This is a genomic window from Mycobacterium sp. 1164985.4 (assembly GCF_001668575.1).
GTDB lineage: Bacteria > Actinomycetota > Actinomycetes > Mycobacteriales > Mycobacteriaceae > Mycobacterium.
Genome location: NZ_LZMD01000048.1, coordinates 1 through 11,312, shown reverse-complemented (window position 1 = coordinate 11,312; position 11,312 = coordinate 1). Strand labels below are relative to the sequence as shown.

General features: G+C 68.3%; 10 protein-coding genes, 1 tRNA gene, 1 other RNA gene and 1 pseudogene. 5 read left to right on the top strand and 8 right to left on the bottom strand.

Features of this window, described 5'->3' with window-relative positions; translation table 11 throughout:
• Positions 1-84 precede the first annotated feature (84 nt).
• Positions 85-1,815, bottom strand: a pseudogene (locus A5650_RS07995) (DNA polymerase III subunits gamma/tau); the annotation flags it as partial.
• Between the two features lie 178 nt (positions 1,816-1,993).
• Between A5650_RS07995 and A5650_RS07990 the strand changes: the two are divergent.
• Complete coding sequence (locus A5650_RS07990; protein ID WP_067288658.1) at positions 1,994-2,863, top strand: endonuclease domain-containing protein; 870 nt, start codon at positions 1,994-1,996, stop codon at positions 2,861-2,863.
• 52 nt (positions 2,864-2,915) lie between these two features.
• Here the strand turns inward: A5650_RS07990 and A5650_RS07985 are convergent, their stop codons facing one another.
• Together A5650_RS07985 and ffs are read right to left on the bottom strand one after the other, a co-directional pair.
• Positions 2,916-4,193, bottom strand: coding sequence for an aspartate aminotransferase type Ic (locus A5650_RS07985; RefSeq protein WP_067288651.1), 1,278 nt, complete (start codon positions 4,191-4,193; stop codon positions 2,916-2,918).
• Between the two features lie 30 nt (positions 4,194-4,223).
• Positions 4,224-4,318: signal recognition particle sRNA small type (gene ffs, locus A5650_RS07980), an RNA gene on the bottom strand.
• A gap of 68 nt (positions 4,319-4,386) precedes the next feature.
• Between ffs and A5650_RS07975 the strand changes: the two genes are divergently transcribed.
• The 3 genes from A5650_RS07975 (at position 4,387) to A5650_RS07965 (ending at position 6,416) form a co-directional block, all read left to right on the top strand.
• Positions 4,387-4,472: transfer RNA gene (locus tag A5650_RS07975), tRNA-Ser, on the top strand.
• An 86-nt stretch (positions 4,473-4,558) separates the two neighbouring features.
• Entirely contained in the window at positions 4,559-5,371 is an 813-nt protein-coding gene (gene lucA / locus A5650_RS07970) for a lipid uptake coordinator LucA (protein ID WP_067288648.1), read from the top strand.
• Positions 5,372-5,399: 28 nt separating this feature from the next.
• On the top strand, positions 5,400-6,416 hold the full coding sequence (locus tag A5650_RS07965; RefSeq protein ID WP_067288646.1) for a S1C family serine protease: 1,017 nt from the start codon (positions 5,400-5,402) through the stop codon (positions 6,414-6,416).
• Here the strand turns inward: A5650_RS07965 and A5650_RS07960 are convergent.
• Positions 6,413-7,069 carry a TetR/AcrR family transcriptional regulator C-terminal domain-containing protein gene (locus A5650_RS07960; protein WP_067288643.1) on the bottom strand — a complete coding sequence of 219 codons (657 nt, stop codon included), beginning with the start codon at positions 7,067-7,069 and terminating at the stop codon, positions 6,413-6,415. The genes A5650_RS07965 and A5650_RS07960 overlap by 4 nt on opposite strands.
• Before the next feature lie 91 nt (positions 7,070-7,160).
• On the opposite strand from A5650_RS07960, the gene A5650_RS07955 reads away from it, so the two are divergent.
• Positions 7,161-8,243 (top strand): NAD(P)H-dependent amine dehydrogenase family protein, encoded by a 1,083-nt coding sequence (locus A5650_RS07955; protein ID WP_067288640.1) that lies wholly within the window; start codon positions 7,161-7,163, stop codon positions 8,241-8,243.
• Positions 8,244-8,247: 4 nt separating this feature from the next.
• Here A5650_RS07955 and A5650_RS07950 read toward each other — a convergent pair whose 3' ends face one another.
• The 4 genes from A5650_RS07950 to A5650_RS07935 all read right to left on the bottom strand — a co-directional run.
• A complete protein-coding gene (locus A5650_RS07950) occupies positions 8,248-8,703 on the bottom strand; it encodes a hypothetical protein (protein ID WP_067288637.1) in 456 nt (151 codons plus the stop codon).
• A 62-nt stretch (positions 8,704-8,765) separates the two neighbouring features.
• On the bottom strand, positions 8,766-9,542 hold the full coding sequence (locus A5650_RS07945) for a superoxide dismutase family protein (RefSeq protein ID WP_197501817.1): 777 nt from the start codon (positions 9,540-9,542) through the stop codon (positions 8,766-8,768).
• Positions 9,543-9,584: 42 nt separating this feature from the next.
• The gene (ligD, locus tag A5650_RS07940; RefSeq protein ID WP_067288634.1) at positions 9,585-10,634 is read right to left on the bottom strand and encodes a non-homologous end-joining DNA ligase; all 1,050 of its coding nucleotides are present in this window, start codon (positions 10,632-10,634) and stop codon (positions 9,585-9,587) included.
• 1 nt (position 10,635) lies between these two features.
• The coding region (locus A5650_RS07935) for an ATP dependent DNA ligase (RefSeq protein WP_502687053.1) at positions 10,636-11,312 on the bottom strand (677 nt) is incomplete at its 5' end.

Below are 11,312 nucleotides of genomic sequence, written 5' to 3'. Positions count from 1 at the left end.
GGGGTCATGTCAGCGCGTAGTGATGGCGCAGGTTCTCCTCGGGCGTACATAAGCCAAAAACCCCCTGGGCCGCGGTGGCGTCGGTGCGGCGCCGGCGCTGGGCTCCACCGGGGCGGCCGGTCCCGCGTCGCCGGCTTCGCAGCGGATCTTCCAGTTCACACCGAGGGCGTCCTTCAGCGCTTCGCGGATGACGTCGGCGTTGCGCTGTTCGGTCAACCGCTTGGCCAGCGGTGCCGACTCGTGGCTGAGCACCAGGGTGTCGCCTTCGACGGCGCGGACGATCGCGCCCGACAACATCACCTCGGTGGTGCGGCTGCGCTCACGCACCTTGTCACGCACCGTCGACCACATGCTGCGCACCGCGGCCGCGTTCGGTTCTCCCGTGACGGCCGCTGGGGGTGGCGCCTCGACCACCGGATCCGACGGCGGTCGCACCGGCGGCGGTGACGGCGGCTTGTCCTCGGTGGCTTCCTCGGACGGGGCCGGTGCCGAGGACTCGGAACGAGGCTCCGGCTTGGGCTCGGGGCGCGACTCTTGTCGGGGCTCGGGGCGGGATGGTGCCTCGACGGCGGGCGCCTGCGCCTCGGCCCTACTCCTGCGGGCGTACTGCTTGGGCGGCCCACCCACCTGAGACGCTGCGCCCTCACCGGCCGGAATCGACATCTCCAGGCGGGTCTCGATGCGCTCGATCCGTTGCAGCACAGCCGCTTCCGTGTCGCTGGCCGACGGCAGCAGCAGCCGCGCGCACACCACCTCGAGCAGCAGTCGGGGCGCGGTCGCGCCGCGCATCTCGCCGAGGCCGGCGTGCACCACCTCGGCGTAGCGGGTCAGCGTCGCGGTGCCGATGCGCGTCGCCTGCTCGCGCATCCGGTCGAGCACGTCCTCGGGTCCGTCGACGACACCACGCGCCGCGGCGTCGGGCACCGACTGCAAAATGATCAGGTCGCGGAACCGCTCCAACAGGTCGGTAGCGAACCGGCGCGGGTCGTGCCCGGCGTCGATCACCGCCTCGACGACGCCGAACAGCGCCGCGGCATCGCCTGCGGCCAACGCGTCGATCGCGTCATCGATCAGCGCGACGTCCGTCGCACCCAGCAGCGCCAACGCCCGCGCGTAGTTGACGTGGTTGCCCTCGGCGCCGGCCAGCAGCTGGTCGAGCACCGAAAGCGTGTCGCGTGGCGACCCGCCGCCGGCGCGGATCACCAGCGGGTAGACCGCGTCGTCGACGGTGACGTTCTCCTGCGCGCAGATGTTCTCCAGCAGCGTGCGCATGGTGCGCGGCGCCAGCAGGCGGAACGGGTAGTGGTGTGTGCGCGACCGGATGGTCGGCAGCACCTTCTCGGGCTCGGTGGTCGCGAAAACGAAGATCAGATGTTCGGGCGGCTCCTCGACGATCTTCAGCAGCGCGTTGAAGCCGGCCGTGGTGACCATGTGCGCCTCGTCGACGATGAAGATGCGATACCGCGACTGCGCCGGCGCGTAGAACGCGCGGTCGCGCAACTCGCGGGTGTCGTCCACACCGCCGTGGCTGGCCGCGTCGAGCTCGACGACGTCGACGCTGCCGGACCCGTTCGGTGCGAGCGCCACGCACGAATCGCACACCCCGCACGGCGTGGCCGTCGGCCCCTGCACGCAGTTCAGCGACCGCGCCAGGATGCGCGCCGACGAGGTCTTGCCGCATCCACGCGGACCCGAGAACAGGTAGGCGTGGTTGATCCGGCCGGACGTCAGCGCCGTCGACAGTGGCTCGGTGACATGTTCCTGGCCAACGACCTCCGCGAAGGTCGCGGGCCGGTACTTGCGGTAGAGCGCCACGCACAGCAGGCTACCGGCGCGGTCCGACGGCGCGACACGTCAGCCCTGCCCCTCTCGATTGTGAAATCGGCGACGGTCCCGGGCGTCGAAGCGTCGTCAGATTCACAAACGCCGTGGACCTGTGGATGACGGTGCAACGGGACCGCGTTCCGTCGGTCGGCGCGTGCACCGTACGACCATGACCGAACCGCCATGGCCGTTCATCGGAAGCGAAGCGTTGTCGGCGGGCGCGATCTCCGAGCGCGCGATGCGCCGTCTGTACGCGCCGCTCTACCCGAACGTCTACGTCCCGCGCGACGTCACCGTCTCGGCGCAACAGCGGGCGCACGCGGCGTGGCTGTGGTCTAAACGGCGCGGAGTCGTGGCGGGTATGTCCGCGGCGGCAGTCCTGGGCGCCAGGTGGGTCGACGCCGGCTTACCGGCGGAGCTCATCCACGACAACCGCAGGCCACCAACGGGTCTCGTCGTTCACACCGAACGAGTGCGGCCCGACGAACTCGTGAGCATCGACGGCATGCCCGTCACGACACCGGCCCGCACGGCCTTCGACCTCGGCCGTCGCACCGGGTCTCGGGTGCGTGCGGTGCAACAGCTCGACGCGCTGTCCAACGCCACCGGGCTAAAACACGTCGACGTCCAGGCGGTGATCGCCGCGCACCCGGGTGTCCGCGGTGTTCCGCGGCTGCGCCGCGTGCTTGTCCTGATGGACGGCGGCGCGGAGTCGCCGCAGGAGACCGTCGCCCGGCTGGCGTTGGTCGACGCGGGGCTCCCGGCGCCGCAGACGCAGGTCCGCGTGTTCGACGAGTACGGGCAGTTCGTCGCCCGCCTCGACATGGCCTACCCGGACCTGTTGGTCGGCATCGAGTACGACGGGCCCCAGCACTGGACCGATCCGCGGGTGAGGCAGCGCGATATCGACAGGCAGTTCGCGTTGACGGAACTCGGCTGGGTGATCATCCGCGTCAGTCGAGACCTGTTGCACCAACGGCGCGCGACCTATGTGGCCAGGGTCGAGAGCGCGTTGCGCGCGCGGGGGCTGCGATTGTGAATCTGGCGACGCATCTTCGCGGAAACCGTCGTCAGATTCACAAACCGGCCGGCTAGTTCTCGAGCAGCGACTCGGTCGCCGACAGCAGCGCGCAGGTCGCCAGGCCATCGATCGCGGCCCGCAGCTCGGGCTCGGGCGGCATGGTCGGCGCGATGCGGATGTTCTTGTCTTCCGGATCTTTCCGATAAGGGAAAGTGGCACCGGCCTCAGTCACCGCGATACCCGCATCCTTGGCCAGCGCCACCGTGCGCTTGGCCGTACCCGGCAACACGTCGAGGCTGATGAAGTACCCGCCCTTGGGTTCGGTCCACGACGCGACCTTCGACTCGCCGAGCCGGTCGGAGAGGATCTCCAGCACCGCGGCGAACTTCGGTGCCAGCAGCTCCTGGTGACGCTGCATCTGCAGACGCACACCGTCGGCGTCGCGGAAGAACCGCAGGTGCCGCAGCTGGTTCACCTTGTCCGGTCCGATCGACTTCTTGCCCGCGTGCTGCAGATACCAGGCGATGTTGCCCAGCGAGGCGCCCAGGAAGCTGACCCCGGCACCGGCGAACGTGATCTTCGACGTCGAGGCGAACACCAGGGGGCGGTTGCCGTTGCCCGCGGCCTCGGCCAGCCCGAGCACGTCGATGTTGCGGACGAAGTCGTGGGTCAACGTGTGCACCGCGTAGGCGTTGTCCCACATCAACCGGAAATCGTTTGCCGCCGTTCGCATCTGGACGAGCCGTCGGACCGTCTCCCAGGAGAACGTGACGCCGGTGGGATTCGAGTACACCGGCACGCACCACATGCCCTTGATCGCAGGATCGGCGGCGACGAGTTCCTCGATCAGGTCGACGTCGGGTCCGTCCTCGAGCATCGGCACGGTGATCATCTCGATGCCGAGGCTCTCGGTGATCGCGAAGTGCCGGTCGTAGCCGGGCGCCGGGCACAGGAACTTTACGACGGGTTCCTGCACCCACGGCCGCGGCGAGTCCGGGCCGCCGTGCAGCATCGAGAACACCACGACGTCGTGCATCAGCTCGAGGCTCGCGTTGTTCCCGGCGAGCAGGTTCTGCACCGGGATGCCGAGCAGCTCGCCGAAGATCGCGCGCAGTTCCGGCAGACCGTGCACGCCGCCGTAGTTGCGGACGTCGGTACCGTCGCCGTCGCGGAAGTCCTCGGCGCCGGGCAGCTCGAGCAGCTTGTTGGACAGGTCCAGCTGCGCCGCGGACGGCTTACCGCGGGTCAGGTCCAGCTTGAGCGCCTTGGCCTGCAGCTCGGCGTAGTTGCGCTTCTGCTGCTCGTGCTCTGCGGCGAGTTCGTCCCGACCGAGCGACAGAAAAGACACCAGACGCCTTTCAACTTTCAGAAGCGCGAAATGAGGGGACCCCGCGCACCCGCCAGAGCCCATTGACCCTTGCTGCCTTCCGGCCCTGGGGGAGTTCACAGGATGGACGCCGCGCGGGGTCCACGGCGAGTCTAATACCCGAGCCGGTCGCATCCCGATCGGCTCGGTCCTGAGGTCGGCTACCATGGCCCGCGGAGGATTCGCCTAGTGGCCTATGGCGCTCGCCTGGAACGCGGGTTGGGTTAATAGCCCTCGCGGGTTCAAATCCCGCATCCTCCGCACTCGGCCCGGGGTGCGGCCTGTCGGCCGAATCTGACCGTCACATACCGTCGCACCCCGGGACCAAACAAGCGTCTAGGAGGAGTATGAGCCGCACTGTCGCGGTGACCTGGCACGCGATCTTCAGCGCCGTAGCCGGTGTTCTGTACTTCTTCTTCGTCCTGCCCCGCTGGTACGAGCTGTCCGGCGACCTTTCTCCCACGCTCGGCACCGTGATGCGCATCGTGTGTGGCGCCCTGATCGGCCTGGCCGCGCTGCCTGTGGTGTTCACGCTGCTGCGCACCCGCAGACCCGAATTCGGCACGCCGCAGATGGCGCTGACGCTACGGACCTGGTCGATCGTCCTGCACGTACTGGCCGGGCTGCTGATCATCGGCGCGGCGATCAGCGAGATCTGGTTGTCGCTCGACGACGCGGGCCGGTGGCTGTTCGGCATCTACGGCGCGGCCGCAGCAATCGCGCTGCTCGGCATTTTTGCGTTCTACCTGGCCTGGGTCGCCGAGTTGCCGCCTCCGCCGCCGAAACCGGTCAAGGTCAAGGCGCCGAAGCAGCGCCGCCGGGGCAGGCGGTCGAAGGACGCCGAGGACGCCTCCGAGACCACCGTCGATGACGATGACGTCGCCGATACCGAGGACGTCAAGGACAGCGAACCGTCCGACGGAACGGAGGACGAGGTCACCGACACCAAGGACGCGGCCGACACCAAGGACGCGGCCGACACCAAGGATGAGGACGACGCCGACGAGGCCGAGGTCAAAGCCGACGCCGACGAGACCGAATCCGCATCCGAGGCCACCGACGAAGCCGAGCCCGCCGACGGCAAACTGCGCAATCGCAGGCCCGAACCCGCACGTCGCAGGCGTCGTCGCCTGCGCGGAGGCGTCGCGGTAGACGATTAGTCGCCCCGACATCGGGCAATATGGGCTCATGGGCAAAATCGGAGTCCCGCGTCCGTTCGCGACGCTGCTGATCGCTTTGGCCACAGCGCTGGCCCTGGTCGCGCCGGCTTTCCCGGTAGCAGCCGCGCCCGGCGACCCCATCGCCGCGGCCGCTCAGATCGAACCCGCCGTCGTGCGCATCGACACCGAGATCGACTACCAGGGCGCATACGGAAACGGCACTGGTTTCGTGATCGACCCGAACGGCCAGGTGCTGACCAACTTCCACGTCGTATCGGGCGCCGACCGGATCACCGGCAGCATCGGAGGCCGCTCCTATCCCGCCGAGCTGGTCGGATACAACCGCGGACGAGACATCGCGGTCGTGCAGCTGATCGGCGCCCAGGGCCTACCCGTCGCGCCGCTCGGGGACTCCGCGCTGCTCGCGCCCGGCGAACCCGTCGTCGCGCTCGGCAACGCGAACGGCACGAACGGGCCGCTGACCCGCGAGGTCGGCACGATCACCGCGTTCGGCCGCACAGTGAACGCCGAGGACTCGCTGACCGGCAGCAAGGACGAACTGGCGGGGCTCATGGAGTTCGCGGCGCCGGTCGTGGCCGGCGACTCCGGCGGCCCTGTCGTCAACAGCGCTGGGCAGGTCGTCGGGATCACCACCGCGGCATCTGTGAACTTCCGGTTCGGCCCGGGCGGTGAGGGCTTCGCGATCCCGATCAACGACGCGCTGCCGGTCGCCAACCAAATCCGGTCTCGCACGCCGTCGGCCGACGTCCACATCGGGCCGCCGGTGCTGCTCGGCGTCGGGGTGCGCTCGGCGCAGCGGGGTCCCGGCGTGCAGATCGCCGACGTGCTGCGCGGTGGTCCGGCCGACCGGGCGGGACTGCGACCCGGCGACGTGCTCGTCGTGCTCGATGGCACCCCACTGGACTCGGCCACCACGCTGACCGGCGTGCTGGACCGCCACTATCCCGGTGACATCGTCGACATGACGTGGGTCGACGGCGGCGGCGCGGAACGGACCGCCAAGGCCACGCTGACGCCGCTCTAATCGGCGAGGAGCCGATCCAGCCCCGAGATCAGCACCTCGAGTTCGAAGTCGAACTGGTGCTCGGCGTCGTGGCGCTGGAATTGAGCGGAGTCGAGCACGGTGCGCAGCGCCGGGTAAGTGTCCTGCGGTTCCGACTCCAGGGCGGCCGACGTCTCCGCGCGGTGCCGGTGCATTCCCGACGGCGTCTGCGCGGCGCTGCTGTGCGCCGCGGACTGCGCAATGTTCGACGCCGCGGTCAGCCCGTACCGCGCGACGTCGGGAGTGAAACCGGCGGTGAGCAATGCATCGAGCACCCGATCCGCGAGTGCCAGCGCCGCGGCCTCGCCGATACCCCGCAGTCGGGCGAAGTCGGTGGCGGCGCCGACCTGCACCAGGCCGTCCCGGAACGCGACGGCGTAGGCCCGCAGAACCGCCCGCCAGTCGTCGCCGTCTGGCAGCTCGACGGTGGTCAGCTCGCGTTCGAAGAGGTCGGCGATCACGAGCGTCAGCAGACCTTCGCGGTCGCCGACGTAGTAGTGCAGGGCCTTGCGGCTGACTCCGAGGGCATCCGCGACCGCCTGCATGGTCAGGCCGGCGCTCGCCACGTCGCGGGCCGCCGCGACGATCTGGTCGCGGCTGATCCGGGGCGGGCGACCCCTCGTGCGTCCGCTCATCACGACTCAGCCTAGGCGGTCGACCAAACAATTTTTCGCCGCTCGGTAAAAAACGTCCTCGCGAAGCGTCCGGCTTTCCTATGCTGAGCGTGTGCCAAACACTCCTTATCGCGTCGTGCAGTGGACCACCGGCAATGTCGGCAAGAGCTCGGTCGAGGCGATCGCGAAGAACCCGAACTACGAACTCGTCGGCCTCTATGCGTGGTCGCAGGACAAGGCCGGCCGGGACGCCGGAGAGCTGGCGGGCATCGAACCCCTCGGCGTGAAGGCGACCAACGACGTCGATGCCCTGCTCGCGTTGAAGCCCGATGTCGTGGTCTACAACCCGATGTGGATCGACGTCGACGAACTCGTGCGCATCCTGGAGGCCGGCGTCAACGTCGTCTCATCCGCCTCCTTCATCACCGGAGACAACCTCGGCGACGGCCGGGACAAGATCGAAGAAGCGTGCAAGCGCGGCAACGCGACGCTGTTCGGATCCGGGGTGAGCCCGGGCTTCGCGGAACTGCTCGCGATCGTCGCCGCGACGGCGTGCGACCGTGTCGACAAGATCACCATCTCCGAATCCGCTGACACCACGCTCTACGACTCCCCCGACACCGAGCGGCCGGTCGGCTTCGGCACCGCGATCGACGATCCGAACCTGGCACCGATGTCCGCCAACGGCACCGCGGTGTTCGCCGAGGCCGTGCGGCTGGTCGCCGACTCGATCGGCGTCGAGCTCGACGAGATCAAGTGTGTGTCCGAATACGCCCAGACCACAGAAGATCTCGAGATGGCGTCGTGGACGATCCCGGCTGGTCACGTGGCGGGGGTGTACGCCAGCTGGCAGGGCTTGATCAATGAGCCTGCCGGCGGCCAACGAACCGTCGTCGACGTCAACGTGCGGTGGAAGAAGGGCCAGACGCTGGATCCGGACTGGCAGCTCGACGGGGACGGCTGGAAGATCACGATCGAGGGTCGGCCCACCGTCAACATGCAGGTCGGCTTTTTGCCTCCGCAGGACATGATCGAGAACGCGAAGTCCATCGAGGACTTCTTCGTGCTCGGCCACATCATGACCGCCATGCCGCCGATCCACGCGATTCCGGCGGTCGTGGCGGCGCCGCCCGGCATCGCCACCTACAACGATCTGCCGCTGCCTCAGGCGCGCGGCGTCGGCCCCCGGCGGTAGCTCCTCAGCCGGTCACCTGCAGCACGTTCGCCTTGAGTTGGGCGGCGGGCGGTCCCTCCAGCACCACGTCCTGAAGGATCTGCGCCTGACCGTCGGTGACGGTGAACTCGCCCTTCTGTGGGGCGTTGCCGCCGACCACTTCGTAGAAGACGGTGAACGGCGCCTTTGGAAGTGGGTGCATGCCAATGTATTTCGGCTCGATCGAGTACTTGTAAAAGCATCCGGGCGGCTCGGGTGCGCAGTGCGTGTCGGTCACGTTCACGTTGATCGCGAACTCCATTGGTGTGGGCACCTTCGGCTGCGGGGCGAGCGCCGCGCGTGACGCCTCGGCGTGCTCCGCCTGCTTCGCCTGCTTGACCGACCCCAGGATCATCACGGCCGCGACGCCGATTCCGCTGCCCAGGAGTGCGAACAGGGCCAAGCCCGCGAGCCACCTACGAAGGGTCGTCGAAACGCGCATGGGGACAGCAGACCCGGTTCAGCGGCCGAGACGCGACATCTCGGCGGCCTGAGCGCGTCGCGTCAGCCGCCCGGGGGTGCGGGCACCGTGGTAGTCGGCGACGGCGTCTCGGTCACGGTGACGGTGTTGGTCGCGGTCGGCGGGGTCGTGGTGGCCGGGGTTTCGGCCGGCGGTGAGGTGGTCTCGGTCGGTGTCTCGGTGACGGTGGTCGCCGGTGGAGGTGCCACCGCGGTCGTGGTGACCACGGACGTCGAGATCGACGTCTCGACCGACGGGCTCGCCGCGGTGGCCGGGCTGAGCACACCGCACGCGATCCGCTGTTCGGCCGCCGCCGGATCTCCACCCTCCATGGTTGCGCTCTCGTGGAGCACGATCGACGACCCCTGCGGTGTCTTGAGTTCTTTCTCGGTGAAGGCGTCGCTGGTGACGACCAACTTGCCTGCGCCGTTGGAGCGCACGAGCAGGGGTGGCAGATCGCCGCTGGCCGGCATGCCGGTGTGGCCGGGCGCCTGGAGATGCTCGCCCGCCGACGCGAAGCCGTCGCCGGCGTCGCAGGTCCCGACCCCGTGAATGTGCATGCTGTGGAAGCCCGGCGACAGGACGCCGTCTTCGACGGTCTCGACCGTCACCGTGGCGTATCCGCCGGTGAAGTCGACCGTGGCGTTGGCGACGTGTTTGCCGTCGAGCGTGTTGATCTGGGCGGTCAGGCCTTCGGCGCTCGACGAGCCCGTGGTGGTGGTCGTGGTCGTGGTCGTGGTGGCCGATTCGTCGGACGCTTGGTTCGAACAACCGACCGCGACCGCGAGGACACCCAAGGCAACGCTGACTTGCTTGATCATGAAGACCCCGTACCCGTGTGACGGGCGACACAAACCGCGAATTCAGCCGTGGACGGGATTGCCCTCTTCGTCCCAGTTGGCGGCGACCTTCTTGCTGGGCTGCACACGAGGCGGCTCACCAGGCATCTTCGGGTAGTTGGGCGGATACGGCAGGTCGCCGAACCCTTGCTCCTCGTCGGCCTTCACCATGTCCAGCAGCTTCTTGATCGACTGAGGCTTACGGTCGATGTCGGCCCACGGATCCGGCCGTCCCGCAACGAAATCCGGCACGGTCGAGATCGTGTAGTCGTCGGGGTCGGCGGTACGCAGCTCCTCCCAGGTCAACGGGGTGGACACGGTGGCGATCGGGGTCTTGCGCGCCGAGTACGCGGAGGCAAAGGTGCGGTCGCGCGCGTTCTGGTTGTAGTCGATGAAGATGCGCGCGCCCCTTTCTTCTTTCCACCACGACGTGGTCACCGCCTCGGGCGCGCGGCGTTCGACCTCGCGGGCCAGCGCGATACCCGCACGACGGACCTCGATGAAATCCCAGTCGGTCTTGATGCGCAGAAACACGTGCACCCCGCGGCCGCCGGACGTTTTCGGATAGCCGACCAGACCGAGCTCGTCGAGCAGCGGTTTGAGCACGTCGACCGCGACCGAGCTCGCGTCGGCGAAACCGGTCCCGGGCTGCGGGTCGAGGTCGATGCGCAGTTCGTCGGGATGCTCGGTGTCCGGGCATCTCACCTGCCATGGGTGCAGCGTGATCGTGCCCATCTGCGCGGCCCACGCGATCGCCGACGGATGGGTGACCTTCAGCGCGTCGGCGGTGCGGCCGGACGGGAAGGTGACGGTGCAGGTCTCGAGGTAGTCGGGGTGCTTCTGCGGTACGCGTTTCTGGTAGATCTCCTCGCCGTCGATGCCGTCGGGGAACCGCTGCAGGTGCACCGGGCGGTCGCGCAGGAGCGCCACCATCGGTTCGGCGACGGAGCGGTAGTAGTCGAAGAGTTTGCCCTTCGTGCCGTTCTTGCCGAGCTTCGGGAAGTACACCTTGTCGCGGTTGGTCAGTCGAACCTTCGTACCGTCGACATCGACTTCCTCTGCTGCTGTTGGCATCTCAGGACTCCAGAACGTCGTAGAGGTCGTAGTTGAGCGGGACGTCGACCTGGTCGAAGGTACAGCTCTTCGGGTCTCGGTCGGGTCGCCACCGCCGAAACTTCACGGCGTGACGGAAGCGTTGTGCGGCGCCGCCGTTGCCCTCCATCTGGTCGTAGGCGACCTCGCAGACCTTCTCCGGCCGAATGGGGACCCACCGCTTGTCGGCCGCGGAGTTCCAGCGGCTGGGGTCGCCCTCGCGCATCTCGTCGCCTTCGCGCAGCGGTTCCAGCTCGGCCAACAGCTTGAGCCGATCCTTGGTGGTGAAAGATGCTGCCCCGCCGACCATCTGAAGATCTCCGTCGTCGTTGTACAGGCCGAGCAGGATCGAACCGATGCCCTCCCCGCTCTTGTGGATGCGATAACCCATCGCCACGCAATCGGCGTCGCGGGCGTGCTTGACCTTGACCATCTCGCGCTTGCCGGGCAGATACGGGCCGTCCAGCCGTTTGGCGATCACGCCGTCGAGGCCGGCACCCTCGAACTCGTCGAACCACCGGTGTGCCGTCGCGAGGTCGGTCGTCACCGGGGTGATCTGGAATATCGAGCCTGCGCCGGAGAGCGCGTCGACGAGTGCGGCGCGGCGTTCCCCGAAAGGCCGTTGCGTGTAATCGATGTCGTCTCGCGCGAGCAGATCGA